The organism is Gordonia sp. SCSIO 19800 (assembly GCF_018132775.1).
In the GTDB taxonomy this organism is placed as follows: Bacteria; Actinomycetota; Actinomycetes; order Mycobacteriales; family Mycobacteriaceae; genus Gordonia; species Gordonia hongkongensis.
The window spans coordinates 68,660-83,465 of record NZ_JAGRQM010000012.1 but is presented as its reverse complement, the minus strand read 5'-3'; the positions used below and the strand labels follow the sequence as shown (position 1 = coordinate 83,465).

General features: G+C 66.8%; 15 protein-coding genes. 6 read left to right on the top strand and 9 right to left on the bottom strand.

Annotated features, from left to right (window positions below):
* Nucleotides 1-18 precede the first annotated feature (18 nt).
* Nucleotides 19-546 (top strand): DUF6611 family protein, encoded by a 528-nt coding sequence (locus KB201_RS15020; protein WP_211539598.1) that lies wholly within the window; start codon nucleotides 19-21, stop codon nucleotides 544-546.
* On the opposite strand, the gene KB201_RS15015 is transcribed toward KB201_RS15020, so the two are convergent.
* The 3 genes from KB201_RS15015 to KB201_RS15005 are packed head-to-tail and all read right to left on the bottom strand — an operon-like array spanning nucleotide 530 to nucleotide 2,303.
* Nucleotides 530-925, bottom strand: coding sequence for a PPOX class F420-dependent oxidoreductase (locus KB201_RS15015; RefSeq protein WP_211539597.1), 396 nt, complete (start codon nucleotides 923-925; stop codon nucleotides 530-532). The genes KB201_RS15020 and KB201_RS15015 overlap by 17 nt on opposite strands.
* The gene (locus KB201_RS15010) at nucleotides 922-1,668 is read right to left on the bottom strand and encodes an Asp/Glu/hydantoin racemase (RefSeq protein WP_211539596.1); all 747 of its coding nucleotides are present in this window, start codon (nucleotides 1,666-1,668) and stop codon (nucleotides 922-924) included. Before KB201_RS15010 ends, KB201_RS15015 begins: the two co-directional genes overlap by 4 nt.
* Before the next feature lie 29 nt (nucleotides 1,669-1,697).
* Entirely contained in the window at nucleotides 1,698-2,303 is a 606-nt protein-coding gene (locus KB201_RS15005; protein ID WP_211539595.1) for a DNA-3-methyladenine glycosylase I, read from the bottom strand.
* Nucleotides 2,304-2,558: 255 nt separating this feature from the next.
* On the opposite strand from KB201_RS15005, the gene sigK reads away from it, so the two are divergent.
* Together sigK and KB201_RS14995 are read left to right on the top strand one after the other, a co-directional pair.
* Nucleotides 2,559-3,113: an ECF RNA polymerase sigma factor SigK gene (sigK, locus tag KB201_RS15000; RefSeq protein WP_058249824.1), complete on the top strand. Its 555-nt coding sequence runs from the start codon at nucleotides 2,559-2,561 to the stop codon at nucleotides 3,111-3,113.
* 327 nt (nucleotides 3,114-3,440) lie between these two features.
* Nucleotides 3,441-5,678, top strand: a complete 2,238-nt coding sequence (locus KB201_RS14995) for an NADP-dependent isocitrate dehydrogenase (protein ID WP_211539593.1) — start codon at nucleotides 3,441-3,443, stop codon at nucleotides 5,676-5,678.
* Between the two features lie 324 nt (nucleotides 5,679-6,002).
* Here KB201_RS14995 and KB201_RS14990 read toward each other — a convergent pair whose 3' ends face one another.
* The 3 genes from KB201_RS14990 to KB201_RS14980 form a co-directional block, all read right to left on the bottom strand.
* Nucleotides 6,003-6,941, bottom strand: a complete 939-nt coding sequence (locus KB201_RS14990) for an adenylate/guanylate cyclase domain-containing protein (RefSeq protein ID WP_211539591.1) — start codon at nucleotides 6,939-6,941, stop codon at nucleotides 6,003-6,005.
* Nucleotides 6,942-7,413: 472 nt separating this feature from the next.
* Entirely contained in the window at nucleotides 7,414-7,950 is a 537-nt protein-coding gene (locus KB201_RS14985) for a hypothetical protein (RefSeq protein WP_307848077.1), read from the bottom strand.
* 18 nt (nucleotides 7,951-7,968) lie between these two features.
* Entirely contained in the window at nucleotides 7,969-8,502 is a 534-nt protein-coding gene (locus tag KB201_RS14980; protein ID WP_211539588.1) for a hypothetical protein, read from the bottom strand.
* A 431-nt stretch (nucleotides 8,503-8,933) separates the two neighbouring features.
* Here KB201_RS14980 and KB201_RS14975 point away from each other — a divergent pair, with 431 nt between their 5' ends.
* Nucleotides 8,934-9,608: a hypothetical protein gene (locus KB201_RS14975; protein WP_211539648.1), complete on the top strand. Its 675-nt coding sequence runs from the start codon at nucleotides 8,934-8,936 to the stop codon at nucleotides 9,606-9,608.
* A 13-nt stretch (nucleotides 9,609-9,621) separates the two neighbouring features.
* Here the strand turns inward: KB201_RS14975 and KB201_RS14970 are convergent, their stop codons facing one another.
* Together KB201_RS14970 and KB201_RS14965 are read right to left on the bottom strand one after the other, a co-directional pair.
* Complete coding sequence (locus KB201_RS14970; RefSeq protein ID WP_211539586.1) at nucleotides 9,622-10,437, bottom strand: SDR family oxidoreductase; 816 nt, start codon at nucleotides 10,435-10,437, stop codon at nucleotides 9,622-9,624.
* Nucleotides 10,438-10,532: 95 nt separating this feature from the next.
* On the bottom strand, nucleotides 10,533-11,630 hold the full coding sequence (locus KB201_RS14965) for a GIY-YIG nuclease family protein (protein WP_211539647.1): 1,098 nt from the start codon (nucleotides 11,628-11,630) through the stop codon (nucleotides 10,533-10,535).
* Nucleotides 11,631-11,738: 108 nt separating this feature from the next.
* Between KB201_RS14965 and KB201_RS14960 the strand changes: the two genes are divergently transcribed.
* The gene (locus KB201_RS14960) at nucleotides 11,739-12,323 is read left to right on the top strand and encodes a TetR/AcrR family transcriptional regulator (RefSeq protein ID WP_211539584.1); all 585 of its coding nucleotides are present in this window, start codon (nucleotides 11,739-11,741) and stop codon (nucleotides 12,321-12,323) included.
* On the top strand, nucleotides 12,320-13,867 hold the full coding sequence (locus KB201_RS14955) for an MFS transporter (protein ID WP_211539583.1): 1,548 nt from the start codon (nucleotides 12,320-12,322) through the stop codon (nucleotides 13,865-13,867). The genes KB201_RS14960 and KB201_RS14955 overlap by 4 nt, the downstream gene beginning before the upstream one ends.
* A 14-nt stretch (nucleotides 13,868-13,881) precedes the next feature.
* On the opposite strand, the gene KB201_RS14950 is transcribed toward KB201_RS14955, so the two are convergent.
* Nucleotides 13,882-14,769, bottom strand: a complete 888-nt coding sequence (locus KB201_RS14950; RefSeq protein WP_068971115.1) for an alpha/beta fold hydrolase — start codon at nucleotides 14,767-14,769, stop codon at nucleotides 13,882-13,884.
* Between the last annotated feature and the right edge of the window lie 37 nt (nucleotides 14,770-14,806).

The following is a 14,806-nucleotide window of genomic DNA, read 5'->3' as shown; positions in this document are numbered from 1 at the left end:
CGAGTAGACATCGGTGCCATGACCGGGATCATCACGCGAGTATTCGACGCCGGACCCCTCTGGGGCTTCGCCACGACGGACCATGCGCATCACGACACCTGTCACCGAATCACCGTCTTCCCGCCCGGGGCGACCGTACGAGAGCGTCGTTGGCTGCGGGCGTGGCATCACAGTGCAGCGATCACGGGGGTGCTGCTCCTGGTCACCATCATCCTGGCGGCCGCGGTGGGTACCTCCGGTGCGGTGGCGGTCGTCGGCGCGGTGATCCTGACACCGATTCCGGCGGTGGCCGCGTGGCTCGCCACCCGCGAGACCCGGCCACGCCAGGCGATGATGGAGGTGTGGATCGAGGACACCAGGATGCGCCCAAGATGCGAGACCGAGCGGCGAGATGCACTTCGAATGGTCGCCGCACGGCTGCGCCGAGCCGACGACCAGCTTCGATCCGGCCAGATCGACGCGGTCGCCCACGAGCAGATCTGGACCGAATGCCACTCCCACATCCGTGGACTGTGCACCCAGCAGCGCGTCAGACCGCAGGCGTGATGACGATCCCCACGCTGCCGTGGTCGCCCCGGCGGAGCTTGCTGCCGAGCATGGTGATCTTGCCGAGGAGTCCGTACTTGTCGGCGATCGCCTTCTTGACGCGGCCGCTGTCCGCGGCGTCGAGCACCTCGGCGGTGCCGCTGACGGGTGCACCGAAAGTCTTGTGGCCCCGGACGTCACAGGCCTGCACGACGACGCGCGGATCGCGTCGCAGACGCTTGATCTTCCACGAATCCGCGACGGTCCACATGACGAGTTGGTCGCCGTCGAGCGCCGCCCACAGCGGCGAGGTCACCGCAGTGCCGTCCTTGCGGTAGGTCGTCAGATTCACGTACTTGGCGGTGCCTGCTTCGCCGAATGTCGCCGCGCTCGAGGTCATGCGGCAATGCTACGGGCAAACAGTGTCTGCGCATGGCCGTCCGACGAGCCGGCGGGCCCGTTGATCTCACCGAGAACCCCGGCGTCGCACAGGGTCGCCCAGGCGGTGACCTGGTTCGCCGACAGGACCGGCTTGCCGAGTTCGGCTTCGAGGCCGGCGAGGATGTCGTAGGTCCACAGGTTGGTGCAGGACACGAAGATCGCGTCGGCGTCGGGGTGGTCCGCGGCGCGGATGAGGTCCGCGGTCACGTGGTACGGAATGGTCCAGATCTCGGAGTTCCGCCCGAGTCCCGCCTGGGCGACGACGCTCCGGCCGGACTCGGCGAGGAAATCGCACAGCAGGCCGGTGAGGGACGCGGTGTACGGCGTGGCGACCGAGAGCGTACCGACGTTCAGCGCATCGAGGGCGCGGATCAGGGCCTCGGACGTCGTCACCGCCCGGTCGGCGCCGGCCGCGAGCATGCAGTTCGAGATCTCGAGCGCGCCCGCCATTCCGTAAACGAAGCTGCCCGACGCGCAGGCGTAACCGAAGGAACGCGGACCGACCGACGAGACGGCGCGCACGGCGGCGGCGATCTCGGCGTGGTTGTTGAGGTCGCGGCACAGTTCCACGTCCACCGGCGCGTCGATGAAACCGGTGCGGGTGAAGTACAGCGACACCGAATCCGGCATCCACCGCCACAGCTCACGATCGAGAGCCATGTCGAACGGGCACACCATCCCGATGCCGATTTGGGCCGTCATGCAGGGATGATGGCACATTGTCGGATTGTCTACAATTCGTGCGGGCTCGCCTTGCGCAGCGCCGCTTCCACGTCCTCGCGGATCACGCAGCCGTAGGCGTGGTCGTTGACCATTCCCGTCGCCTGCATGAGGGCGAACATCGTGGTCGGACCGACGAACCGCCAGCCGCGCTTCTTCAGGTCCTTGGACAGAGCGAGCGACTCGGGCGAGGTCGTCATCGAACCCGGCACGTGGTCCCCGGCGGGGGCATATCGCCAGAAATAGGACTCCAGCGACCCCTGCTCGTCGATCAGTTCGACGGCCCGGCGCGCATTGTTGATCGATGCCTCGATCTTGCCGCGGTGTCGGATGATGCCGGCGTCGGCGAGCAACCTGGCGACGTCGGCGTCGGTGTAGCGTGCCACGCGCTCGATGTCGAATCCGGCGAACGCGGCCCGGAAATTCTCCCGCTTGATCAGAATCGTCCGCCAGCTCAGCCCGGACTGGAAACCCTCGAGGCAGACGCGCTCGAACAGCGCCATGTCGCCGGCGATCGGGAATCCCCACTCCGTGTCGTGGTAGGTGGTCTCCGGCTCACGCGCCGCCCACAGGCAACGCGCTCGACCGTCGGCGATCGTTATGGTGTCGTCAGGCATGCACGCCCCTCTCGTCGCGAGGAGGCTACTCCGCGCCACCGACATCCCAGCTCACCGGCAATTCGGAGGGCGCGAGCGCCGCCGTTATCTCCCCGTTACCAAGTATTGCGAAAGCGTCCCGTTGTGTGTCGCGATGATCACTTTGCGCAGCGCGGGGCCTAGCGTTGGACACATCGCAACTCGGCCACCCGGCGCAGTGCCGCCCGACGTGAGCCCCGAGAGCGGGACAATCCATCTGCGGCAAGGAGCTTCGTGATGAAAGACACCGAACTGAGCACTCTCCTCGCCCGGGTGGCCACCGGCGACATGGACGCGTTCGCGCAGTTCTACGACGCTACGTGCGACCGGGTCTACGGCATGACGCTGCGGGTCCTCCGCGATCCGGGTTACAGCGAGGAGGCCACCCAGGAGACGTTCCTGGCGGTCTGGCGCAATGCCGACGCCTACGATCCCGCGTCCGGCTCCGCACTGTCGTGGATTCTCACTCTCGCGCATCGTCGCGCGGTCGATCGCGTGCGCTCCGAGTCGGCGGCGACCCGCCGGACCGTCGCCTACGGCATCGCCGACACCGGTCGCGAGGTCGACGAGGTCAGCGAATCGGTGGAGCGACGCGAGATCGCCCGCCTGATCCACACCGGCCTGGAAACCCTCACCCCGCTGCAGCGCCAGGCGATCGAGCTCGCCTACTTCCATGGGCTCACCTACCGCGAGGTCGCCGAGCATCTCGACGTCGCCCTGCCGACCGTCAAGTCCCGCATCCGGGACGGCCTGATCAGACTCCGGCAGACCGTGCCGGTTCGCGTCGCCTGACACCACCCGCGCCAAGCCCCACCGTCCCGACCGACCCCGCTCGACGGCGATCACCCGCCAACCGAGTGGGGTCGACTCATGTCGGCACCCCGGACGAACCGGCTGTGGCGTCGACCACACAAATTTTGGGACGCAGGCCAGGTCACAGCCGTTACCACCTGGCGTTCGACGCGAATCCACCGACCACGTCTCCCGCCGCCCGGCCCGGACAGGCAAAATCATGGGTGGATGTCACGCGAGTCCATCCCCGTCGTGATATCGGTAAACCGGACCCACAAGGCCGCACACACAAACGCGTCGACCAAGACAGAATCGAGAACACATCGCATGAGTGCCGAACAGCCGACCATCATCTATACGCTGACCGACGAGGCACCCATGCTCGCCACTCACGCGTTTCTGCCGGTCGTGCGCACGTTCGCCGGGGCGGCCGGGATCGCCGTCGAGACCAGCGACATCTCCGTCGCGGCTCGCATCCTCGCCGAGTTCTCCGACCTCCTGCCCGATGACCAGAAGGTCACCGACAACCTGGGCGAGCTCGGCAAGCTGACCCAGGAGTCCGACACCAACATCATCAAGCTCCCCAACATCTCCGCGTCGGTCCCCCAGCTGCTCGCCGCCATCAAGGAGCTCCAGGGCAAGGGTTACGACCTGCCCGACTTCCCGGGCAACCCGAAGACCGACGAGGAGCGCGCGATTCGCGACCGGTACACCAAGTGCCTCGGTAGCGCCGTGAACCCCGTTCTGCGCGAAGGCAACTCGGACCGTCGAGCACCGAAGGCGGTCAAGGAGTACGCGAAGAAGCACCCGCACAGCATGGGTGAGTGGTCGATGGCATCGCGCACCCACGTCGCCCATATGCGCGAAGGCGACTTCTACCACGGCGAGAAGTCGATGACCGTCTCCGGCGACCGCAAGGTCAAGATGGAGCTGATCACCGACTCCGGCGAGACCCTCGTGCTCAAGCCCGAGGTGTCGCTGACCGACGGTGACGTCATCGACAGCATGTTCATGAGCAAGAAGGCCCTGATCAAGTTCTACGAGGAACAGATCGACGACGCCTACAAGACCGGCGTGATGTTCTCGCTGCACGTCAAGGCCACCATGATGCGGGTCTCGCACCCCATCGTCTTCGGGCACGCGGTCAAGGTCTTCTACCGCGAGGCCTTCGAGAAGCACGGCGAACTCTTCGACGAGCTCGGCGTCAACGTCAACAACGGGCTGTCGGATCTCTACAGCAAGATCGAGTCGCTGCCCAGCGCGCAGCGCGAGGAGATCATCGACGACCTGCACAAGTGCCACGAGCATCGCCCCGAGCTGGCGATGGTCGACTCGGCCCGCGGCATCACCAACTTCCACTCCCCCAGTGACGTCATCGTCGACGCCTCGATGCCGGCCATGATCCGCGCGGGCGGCAAGATGTACGGCGCCGACGGCCGGCTCAAGGACACCAAGGCCGTCAACCCGGAGTCGACCTTCTCCCGCATCTACCAGGAGATGATCAACTTCTGTAAGACCAACGGGCAGTTCGATCCCACGACGATGGGCACGGTGCCCAACGTCGGTCTGATGGCGCAGAAGGCCGAGGAGTACGGCTCGCACGACAAGACCTTCGAGGTCCCTGCGGGCGGCACCGCCAACATCACCGATCTGGAGACCGGCGAGGTGCTGCTCACCCAGACCGTCGAAGAGGGCGACATCTGGCGTCTGTGCATCGTCAAGGACGCGCCCATCCAGGACTGGATCAAGCTGGCCGTGAACCGGTGCCGCGATTCCGGGATGCCGGTGCTCTTCTGGCTCGACCCGTACCGCCCGCATGAGAACGAGCTGATCAAGAAGGTCCACAAGTACCTGCCGGATCACGACACCGAGGGCCTCGACATCCAGATCATGTCGCAGGTCCGCGCCATGCGGTACACCCTCGAGCGCGTCGTCCGCGGCCTGGACACCATCTCGGCCACGGGCAACATCCTGCGCGACTACCTGACCGACCTGTTCCCGATCCTGGAACTCGGCACCAGCGCCAAGATGCTGTCGATCGTCCCGCTGATGGCCGGCGGCGGACTCTACGAGACCGGCGCGGGCGGTTCAGCGCCGAAGCACGTCAAGCAGCTCATCGAGGAGAACCACCTCCGCTGGGACTCGCTCGGCGAGTTCCTCGCGCTCGCGGTGAGCCTCGAGGACGTGGGCAAGAAGTTCGACGACAAGCGCGCCGTTCTCCTCGCGAAGGCCCTCGACACCGCCACCGGCAAGCTGCTCGAGAACGACAAGGGACCGTCGCGCAAGACCGGCGAACTCGACAACCGCGGCAGCCAGTTCTACCTGGCGCTCTACTGGGCGCAGGAACTCGCCGCGCAGACCGAGGACGACGAGCTCGCGAAGCACTTCTCGTCGCTGGCCGAAACCCTCGCGGCCAACGAGGACAAGATCGTCGAGGAGCTCAACGCGGTGCAGGGCGAGCAGGTCGACATCGGCGGCTACTACTACCCCGACTGGGACAAGACCGCCGCCGTCATGCGTCCGAGCACGACGTTCAACGAGGCACTCGCCGCCGCGCAGCGCTGACTGGAAGCCGGCGTGGGTCTCGAGTGAGACCCACGCCGACTCGTCAGACCCATTCGAACTGGTTCAGACGCTGGCCCGAACTATTCGTCGCGACAACGACATCCGGACTGCGGAGTAGTGCATGCGATCGACAACATCCTCGAGGATTGGAACCGCAGCCGGGGTTGACCAGTCGTGCGGTGTCACGGCCCGTCGTGCGCCCATCGTGCGTGTCGGCGGGCACAGGCAACGCGTCTATCGCCCCGTGAAGCTCGGCGCGGCCGCACGTAGTCCTCTCGATCTCTTCGGCGTACACACGCTGCTAGCAAACAGGCCGGGGATCGGTCAGTCGGAGTAGCGGGGCACGACGGCGAACACCTCGATGTCGCGCGGTACCCCCTTGGCGCGGAATCGCCGACGACGAGTGGCGTACCGATCGGCGCCGGCGGCCTCGACGGTCGCTCCGCTGGCCAACAGCTCACCGGCTCCCGCCGCTGCCGCGACCCGAGCGGCGACGTTCACATCGACACCGAGGAAATCGTCACCGACCGCCCGCGGTTCGCCGGTGTGGAGACCGGCTCGCAGCTGTGGCCGGTAGTCCCCGACCGTCAGGGCACTCACGGCGACGATCACCTCGTGACCGGCCTCGATCGCTTCGACACCGTCGATGAACACGGCCATCGTCCCGTCGCCGAGATGTTTGACGATGCGTCCGCCGCGGCTGCGCACGATGTTCTCGGTGACGCCGTTGACGTCGCGCAGGAGTTGGAGGACCTGGTCGTCTCCGGCATGCAGGGCCCACGTCGAGAATCCGACGAGATCGGTGAACAAGATGGTGGCGGGGACTGGGGTGCGTTCGGATCGACGACGTCGTGTGGTCACCAACGCCTGCCACACCTGGATCGATGCGAGGCCGAGCTCTCGTATGGCACTGGGTTTTTCGGGCCGGGACTCGCTGATGAGGCGTGCCACGCGGTCGGATGCACGCGGCCCGGTGATCGGGCTCTCGTCGTGCGGGATCAGATCTCGTGCGGCGCGAGCCGCCTTGACGACCCCGGCGCTGGAGTCGGTGCGGGCCAGCAGGTCGGCCATCCGGCGCCCGGGTCCGGGACGGTCGGGATCGTCGCGTCGGACGGGAAGCCGGTCGCCCCGACGACGGGTCGACCCACCGGTTCTATCGTTCGCTGCGGAGGGTTCGTCCGCGTCGGATGTCGCATCGTCGTCAGTCGGACCGGGATCCGGGAGACCGTCGCGGTCACGTGTCGAATCGTCGGCTCCGGTCACGCCTTGAGTCTAGTGGCCCCGCTCATCGCGAGACCGACACCGCCGCGGCCTCGGTGACACCGTTCCAAACGCTGAACAAGCCACACAACGCCGACCCACGTCGCACTGCGACGGGGCCCGATGTGACGACTGATGACGTCGACAGTCGCGAACATCGACAAGGTGATCCAGACGCAGAACAACACAAACAACGCGAAACCGATATAGAACGGCCAGTTGTCCGCGCGGCAATCAGCAGCGCATTCGGATAGTCCGGCCGTGGCCATCAGCACATCCACAATCTAATCGCCGCGGGAAGCCCTACCCGACGGCCTTGTCGAGGAGGACGACCGTGTCGACGAGCGCACCGCCTGCACACGGATCATGCCATCGAAATTCACTCATCCATCATTACGGTCGGCCCTCACAGGCGGGTCGTCATTAGTTCGAGTGGCGCTGTACGAACTACGCGAAGCGTGCTGCACCCGTTCGATCAGAATGGGGCGGCGGAAATGTAGAGCCATGTGCTGCGGTCACCCGCCTGGGGGTCGAACCACACGGTGAGATGACCGCCCCACTCCCCCGCTGACGCCGGGTCGTTGTAGTCGCCAGCCGGCCGACCACATGCCATCAGAGTCGGTGAGCGCGGCGGACCGTGCCTCGACGGTGAGCGCATCGACGCCATATTCGGCGGATCGGTGGTCGCACAGCGCAGCCGTGACTGCCGAATGATCCTGTCGCGCAGCATCGCACTGTCCGCTTTCACGACGAGGTAAGCACTCGGTTTGCCTTGCAACTGCGATGTCACTTCCCCGTAGTCGATGGCACTGTCGTTCAGGTGAACACCCATGGCTTCGGCGATCCGTTCAGCCCCGTCGGCGTCTTCTGTGACCGACACCTTGGACAAGCTGTCCTCGAACCACGACGAGCGAAGAGTGAGCCAACCAGCGGCACCGATGAGCACGATCGCGGCGGCGAAGGCGGTGATGATTCCACCGAGCACCCAGAAAAACAACACCTTGGTACGCACTCATCAACTGTGGCACGCCTACATCTGCCCGCCATCACCTGCACGCGCTGGCCGCGGCGGCGCACCGCGTCTGAGCAGGTCGGGATTGACGACTCGGATGGCCTGGACGAAGGCAACGACGAGCGCTCCGTAGCTGCACACCGAGTACGGCCAGGGGCTGTGGGTGCTCATTGTGATGCGGGGGTCGTCTCGAATCCAGTAGGTGCAGCGCACGCCGAGGGGAAGGAGCTCGAATCGGTGAGACCAGTCGAGGCTGGGATGGAATGTGCTCACCACGTCTCGAGGCGGCGGTGGTAGTTGCTCAGGCGGAAAGCCGACGGGTACAAACCCATCACGCACCGAACACGTGTGACCGGGGTAGTCGTTGTAATCGTCGAGACTGGTCAACGCGAGGAAAGCAATTGCCCCGCAGATCGCCAGCACCGCAGAAACTGCGGCCGAAGATCGTCGGATGTTTCGGCCAGCGGCTCTGAAGGATAGCCAGATGGTCCACGCCCAGAACATGAGCGCGAGGGCGACCGGTGGCGTGAGCAGCACGAAGAACCCTTCCACCGTCACTCCTTCTCTCGCAGACCGCTACTACTCCGCAATCGTTCCACCTGACCCGGACTCCGATTGACCTCGATATCCGCGTCGGCTCCGGTCCTGCCGGAGGTGAACGAATGAGATTGGTCTCGCAGTGGTCCGCCTGAACCATTCTTCTTCAGCTTCGGCTTCGCCCACCCCGGCTGATTACGGGGCGTGTATGACTGGGCACCCGAGCTCTACACCGGTCCACTCGATCAGCCGTCACTCGCTACTGTGCAGCACCTCCTCCATCCCAACGAGCCCGTCATAGGCTCACCTGTCACTCAGTCGAGCGGTACCGGTTAGGCGACCAGTTGTTCGCGGCTTCTGCCGACACCTAGGACTGTCCCGTCGTCTACCGTCGAATCGTGGCCGACGTCAACTTCTACTTCGATCCCGTCTGTCCGTTCGCCTGGATGACGAGCAAATGGGTGCGAAAGGTACAGGCCCAGCGGGACTACACGGTGGAATGGCGGTTCATCTCGCTACGTCTGCTGAACGCACACGTCGATTACGACGCGCAGTTCCCGCCGGAGTACGAGGCCGGGCACACCGCCGGGCTCCGTCTTCTGCGCGTGGCGGCGAGCATCCGCCGCGAACACGGACCGGCCGCCATCGGTCCGCTCTACGAGGCCCTGGGTACACGAATCTTCGACGCGCACACCGGTTCCTACACCGTGGACGCCACCGACTTCCGCGGTACCGCGGAGTTCCTCGGGCCCGTGCTGGATGAGCTCGGGCTACCCGCGCACCACCTGGACGCCCTCGACGACGCCGAGTTCGACGCGGAGATCCAAACCGAGACCGACGAGGCCCTGTCGCTGACGGGTCGCGACGTGGGTACGCCGATCATCCACTTCCAGCCGCCGGAGGGAGTTGCCTTCTTCGGGCCCGTCATCAGCCGTCTACCAGGTGACGACGACGCGGTCGTCCTGTGGGACCACGTGATCGGCCTGGCGAGTTTCCCGGGTTTCGCCGAGCTCAAGCGGAGCCTGCGGGAGAAGCCACAACTGCGGGCCTTCGGAGTGACCGACGGCGAGGCGGGTGTCGAGGAGGACTGGCACGGCGGGAGTCGGCGCACCAAGAAGTGAAACCGCCCGGCGCCTACTTGAACGGATTGAGCGTCCGGCCGAGGAAGTACTGGATACCCGGCGGAATGGGACGCACGGCCGTCGTGACCAGCTTGTTCACCATGCCGGTCACGCACACCGCGTCGCCCTTCATCACCGCGTTCCACCCCTCGCGCACGACGTCCTCCGGCTCCTGCCACAGCACGCCGGGCAGGCGATCGGCGGTCTCGCGGGTCTCCGCACCCATCGCATCGTGGAACTCACTCCTGGTGAAACCGGGACAGAGCGCCGTCACGTGGATGCCGTGCGATTTCAGTTCCATGTCCAGGGACTGGGACATCAGCAGCACATACGACTTGATCGCGGAGTAGAGCAGGCCCTCCGCCGGAGGCAGCAGCGCCGTGATGGACGAGACGTTCACGATCCGCCCCCACCGGCGCTTCTTCATCCCCGGGAGCACGCGGTGGGACAGCTCGGTCAGCGAGGTCAGCATCAATTGCAGCTGCCCTCCGACCTCCTCCCACGGCGTCTCGGCGAACTTGGTGCTCAGCGACATCCCGGCGTTGTTGATCAGCACGTCGATGTCCAGCCCGAGTTCATCGGCGCGCTCGATGATCGCGGCCGGCGTGCCGGGTTCGGACAGATCCCCGGCGAACACCTCACAACGAACGCCGTGCTCGCGATGTAGTCGCTCGGACAACTCGTCGAGCCGTTCGGCCCGACGGGCGACCAGCAGTAGGTCGTACCCTTCCGCGGCGAGATGTTCCGCGAACGTCTTGCCGATCCCGGCGGAGGCGCCGGTGATCAGGGCGGTGCGGTGGTCGAATGAACTGCGTCGATCCGAGGACATGCGCCGGCTTTCTGTCGATGGACGATGCCGCGAGTAGAACAGACCGCGCGTCCGTCGTCGGATCACGACAGGCGAATTTGTTCCAACGAACAGGCTCAGGGAACGTGCCCGTACGGGTGCCAGCCGGAGGAATTCCACTTGCCGCCGCGTTCCTGCCGGACCTCGCGCAGGCTGGTACCCACATACCGGGCCTCGAGTTCGGCGTCGGGTTTCCCGGTGTACACCCACCGCTTCGGATCCAGGTTTCCCTCGGCGTCGCGGTAGGACTCCCAATAGTCGACGCGATGGACGGCCCGGACGAGATCGTCGGCGAACACCAGCACCGGTAGATCGGGGACGGTGCGGTGCGGCCCAGCACGCCAAGCGCTGCGAGCGGATTCGTAGATCACCTCGGCATTGGCGTCGCTGCGGGCGGACTCGTCGACCTTCACCAGCACGCACACGTCGGGCAACGGCGGCGACACCGGCGCCGCATGTCGCAGGATCAGCTCCTCGATGCGCCACGGCCCTTGTGCATCCGGCGTCTCCGGAAGTTCCGATCCGGCCAGAGCGACGACGGCGACTACCGTGCGTCGTAGCGAAAGCGCGTGCGCTGCAGCCGAATCGACAGAATCTACGTCGTACCGCAGAATCCAGTGTTCGACGCCGAACCCGTCGGCGTCGATGTCGCGGATGCGCTCGGAGATGGCGGCCGCGACCTCGGCCGGATCGTCGTCGCCGACGATGTCGGCAGGGTCGGGTGCGTCGCCCGCCAGCGCGGCGGCGGTATGGCGGTATACGCGGTTCCCGCGGCCGGCGTCGACGTGGAACACCGTGGCGTCACGCGGATCGACCAGTGCATAGACGTAACTACCGAGCACCGTTTGCGCCTCGTAGGGAACAGGTTTCGGGGCACCAGGCGCGGGGACCCCGACCGGCCGCACCAGGGCGAGGACCTCGTCGACCACCGAAGGACGGACCCCGAGCCCCCCGGCGGTGATTCCGCCGAAGACGACCTCGCCGGCGCGCTCCCGGTCGACGAATCGTCGGCCGGCGAAACGGTCGACGGCGCGCACCACGTCGGCGACCTCGGCGCGTCGGGCCGCCGCACTGCGGGAGGACGTGCGCTCGTCGTCCGGGTCGAGCATCTCCGCGAACGCCGACGACGACAAGAAGTCGCCGAGCGCCGTCCGGGGCAGCTCGACCGCATCGATCCTGTGCACCGCCATGGTCGCATGATGCCAGCAGTCGACACGCAAACCCGCGAAGCGCTAGTGTACGTTTGTACATGTACATTCGTACATTAACTTGGAAGGGTAGTGATGACCGAGGCAGCGCCCCGCCGCCGACGAGATCCCGAGGAACGGCGACGCACCATTGTCGAGGCCGCCGCCACGCTCATCACCGAGGTGGGCTCCGAGGGGCTCACCCACCGGCTCGTCGCGAAACGTGCCGGTGTGCCGCTCGGTTCGACGACGCAGTACTTCGCCACGCTCGACGATCTGCGCGAGGCAGCGCTCGCCCGCCTGGCCGACGACATCGACTCCGGCCTGGCCGAGGTGGCCGAGACCCTCGCCGAACACGGCCCGGCCGCGGCGGTCTTCGCCGAGACGCTCCACGACTATCTGTCCGACGAGCGGTTGATCCGCGCCGACCTCGCGCTCGTGTCGGCCGCCGTCCTCGATCCCGCGCTGCGCCCGCTCGCGATTCGCTGGCCCGACGGGCTGGTCGAGATCCTCATCCCGCACGCCGGGCAGACGGCCGCTCGCGCGATCGCCGCGTACACCGACGGCGTGGCCATGCACGCACTCCTCTACGGGACGCCGCTGTCCCTCGACGACCTGACCGCCACCCTGACGGCCCTGACCGGGCTGCCCTCCCCCGAGCACGACCGGAGCCGACGATGACCCAGCGATCCGCCACCGAGACCACCAGCGCAGACGGCCTGTCCTTCCGGCGCCGATGGGCGTCGGCCGCCGTGTTGTCGGCCAGCCTGCTGGTCATCACCGTCGACCTCACGATCCTCAACGTCGCACTCCCCGACCTGGCCGGCGACCTGCGCCCGACCGCCGATCAGCAGCTGTGGATCATCGACGCCTACTCGCTCGTCCTGGCCGGCCTGCTGCTCTCCATGAGTTCACTGGCCGACCGGTGGGGCCGAAAACGGATGCTGGTCACCGGCTTCGCGGTGTTCGGCGGAGCCTCGGCACTGGTCCTGCTGGCCGAGTCACCCGAGGCGGTGATCGCGGTCCGGGTGCTGCTGGGCGTCGGCGGCGCGATGATCATGCCGACCACGCTCTCCCTGCTGCGCAGCATCTTCACCGACCCCGCCGAGCGTGCGACCGCCCTCGGGCTCTGGGCCGCGGTGTCGGGCCTCGGTGCGGCCGTCGGCCCGATCGTCGGCGGAGTTCTGCTCGAGTACTTCTCGTGGCGCGCCGCGTTCCTCGTCAACGTCCCGCTGATGGCGGTCGCCATCGTCGCCGCCGTGCTGATCCTGCCGGAGTCGAAGCACCCGCAACCGGGCCGGTGGGACGCCGTCGGTGCGCTGATGTCGATCGCCGGCATGGTCGCCCTGGTCTGGGCCATCAAACGGTTCGCCAAGGAGGAGAGCCTCCTCGCACCGGCCGCCTGGGTGGCCCTGATCGGCGCGGTCCTCATCCTGGCCCTGTTCGTCCGACGCTGCATGCGACGCACCGAGCCGCTTCTCGACGTCTCGTTGTTCCGCAGCCGGCCGTTCAGTGCGGGCGTTCTCGCCGCGCTCGGCTCAATGTTCGGACTCGCGGCGGCACTGTTGCTGCTGGCCCAGTGGCTCCAGCTGGTCGAGGGCCACTCCCCGATCGCGGCCGGTGTGCGGCTGTTGCCGGTGGCGGGAGCGGCGATCGTGTCCTCGATGATCGCCGCCCCGCTGTCCCGGATGATCGGAGCCCGAGCCGTCGTGGCCGGCGGTATCGGCATCGCCGGCGTCGGGATGGCGTTGATGTTCCTCGGTTCCGACGGCCTCGACTACGGCACCGTCGCCACCGCCCAGGTGTTCGTCGGATTCGGCATCGGATCACTGGCCATCGCATCGGCGATGATCATGGCCGGCACCCCGGATGCCAAGGCGGGCAACGCCGCCGCGCTGGAAGAGACCGCCTACGACCTGGGCAATGTGCTCGGGGTCGCGATCCTCGGCAGCGTGGCGTCGATCCTCTACCGGACCACGCTGACGGCCGAGCCCGTCCCCGGCGTACCCGCCGAGGTGACCGACGCGGCCGGCGAATCCCTCGGCGCCGCCATGGGTCTCGCCGAAGCCGCCGGGGCACCGGGCCTCGCGGAGCGGGCGGCGGCCGCGTTCACCGACGCCATGCAGCAGACGAGCCTGGTCGGCGGGGTCACGCTCGTCGCCGTCGCCGTGGCCGTCTTCGCGCTCGTGCCGCGCGGCACGGATGTCACGGCCGCGCAGCACTGACGTAGTCGTGCCTGTCATCCGGGCGGGGTGACGAGCTCCCGGTTGAGACGGTCGAGAAGTTCTGCGATCCGCTTCGGCTGATCGTGCGGAGCCAGGTGGCCGCAGTCGTCCAGGACTTTCAGCTCGACGTCGAGCCGCGCATGTACCACCTCAGCCAGCCGCAGTGTCGGCAAGAAGACGTCATGGTCGCCGGAGACCACCATCAAGGGGCGGTCCGTCGGCAATTCATCAGACGGCCCCGGCGCCAGACTCGTACGGCAGTGTCCGGCAACCAGATCCATCCATGCGATCAGCGCGGGATCGACGTTTCTGTCCGGCGCCGTCATCATTCGCAGCAGATCATACGAGCGTTCCGGCCGAGGCGAGGCCAGCCATGAGACGGTTGTGCGCAATGTCCGAGGCGAGACCGCCAAACGGGTGATGCCCGCAGGTGACACGAGTAGGCGTCCGGCGATCAGCGATGAGGCACCGGCCAACGCGATCGCAGCCCCGAGCGAGTGACCCAGCACGATCACCGGATGGGCGACCGTCGCGCCGAGCACCTCGTCGAGCCACCGCCCGTAGGCAGGGATCCGACCGCGTCGCCGCGGACGTTCCGGTGCACTTGTCCCCGGCTGGCCGGGCACGTCCAGACTGATGACGTCGTTGTTCCGCGCGAGTTCGGACAGCAGCGGGATCATCGTCGCCGAGTTCATGTTCGTACCCGGCACCACGACGACAGTGCGCCGGTCGGCGGGTGCCGCCGTCCCGGGGTCGGGAGACCGGGATGCAACGATCCTGGTCCGCCCCGCCGACGTCTGGACTTCCCATTGCGCGGCAACACAATCTGCTGCCGACAACCGGATCTCGCACCATCGTCGGATTACGTCGCGGCCGGATTCGGTCTTGTATGCGGTGATCATCAGGAAATCCCATCGGCGCGTCTTCACGGCACACGGC

Bases quoted from the DNA above. Each gene is read 5' to 3' on its own strand.
- KB201_RS14995 (WP_211539593.1), top strand. From the start codon at position 3,441: ATGAGTGCCGAACAGCCGACCATCATCTATACGCTGACCGACGAGGCA.
- KB201_RS14955 (WP_211539583.1), top strand. From the start codon at position 12,320: ATGACCCAGCGATCCGCCACCGAGACCACCAGCGCAGACGGCCTGTCC.
- KB201_RS14970 (WP_211539586.1), bottom strand. From the start codon at position 10,437: ATGTCCTCGGATCGACGCAGTTCATTCGACCACCGCACCGCCCTGATC.
- KB201_RS15010 (WP_211539596.1), bottom strand. From the start codon at position 1,668: ATGACGGCCCAAATCGGCATCGGGATGGTGTGCCCGTTCGACATGGCT.
- KB201_RS15020 (WP_211539598.1), top strand. From the start codon at position 19: ATGACCGGGATCATCACGCGAGTATTCGACGCCGGACCCCTCTGGGGC.
- KB201_RS15005 (WP_211539595.1), bottom strand. From the start codon at position 2,303: ATGCCTGACGACACCATAACGATCGCCGACGGTCGAGCGCGTTGCCTG.
- sigK (WP_058249824.1), top strand. From the start codon at position 2,559: ATGAAAGACACCGAACTGAGCACTCTCCTCGCCCGGGTGGCCACCGGC.
- KB201_RS14960 (WP_211539584.1), top strand. From the start codon at position 11,739: ATGACCGAGGCAGCGCCCCGCCGCCGACGAGATCCCGAGGAACGGCGA.
- KB201_RS15015 (WP_211539597.1), bottom strand. From the start codon at position 925: ATGACCTCGAGCGCGGCGACATTCGGCGAAGCAGGCACCGCCAAGTAC.
- KB201_RS14975 (WP_211539648.1), top strand. From the start codon at position 8,934: ATGACGAGCAAATGGGTGCGAAAGGTACAGGCCCAGCGGGACTACACG.
- KB201_RS14950 (WP_068971115.1), bottom strand. From the start codon at position 14,769: ATGATCACCGCATACAAGACCGAATCCGGCCGCGACGTAATCCGACGA.